Origin of the sequence: Brevibacterium sp. R8603A2 (assembly GCF_023072605.1) — a bacterium.
Lineage (GTDB): Bacteria > Actinomycetota > Actinomycetes > Actinomycetales > Brevibacteriaceae > Brevibacterium > Brevibacterium pityocampae.
On the sequence record NZ_JALLGN010000056.1, the window covers coordinates 1 to 254 of the forward strand.

Consider the following 254-nt stretch of genomic DNA (forward strand, 5'->3'; position numbering starts at 1 on the left):
CGCCCTGGTGGCCGGCAGGTCCGGACCATCCTCCCGAGAGGAACAGCTGGAGGCCGAGGTCGCCGAGCTGACCCAGGCCTTGGGCGAGGCACACCTGGAAGCCAGGGTGTGGAAGAAGTCCGCGGAGTGTCAAATCCCGGGTTTAGTTGAGGCTGAACGGTTGTTCTGTATTCAGGCTGCGTTGCCGATGGTCTGGTTCTCGGCGAAATGTGTGGCCTCGATCTCGGCAGGGGTCTGGTAGTCGAGCATGGAAT

The 254-nt window shown here is 62.2% G+C and carries 1 pseudogene; it reads left to right on the top strand.

Features of this window, described 5'->3' with window-relative positions:
- A pseudogene (locus MTQ12_RS14870) lies at positions 1 to 241 on the top strand (hypothetical protein); the annotation flags it as partial.
- Between the last annotated feature and the right edge of the window lie 13 nt (positions 242 to 254).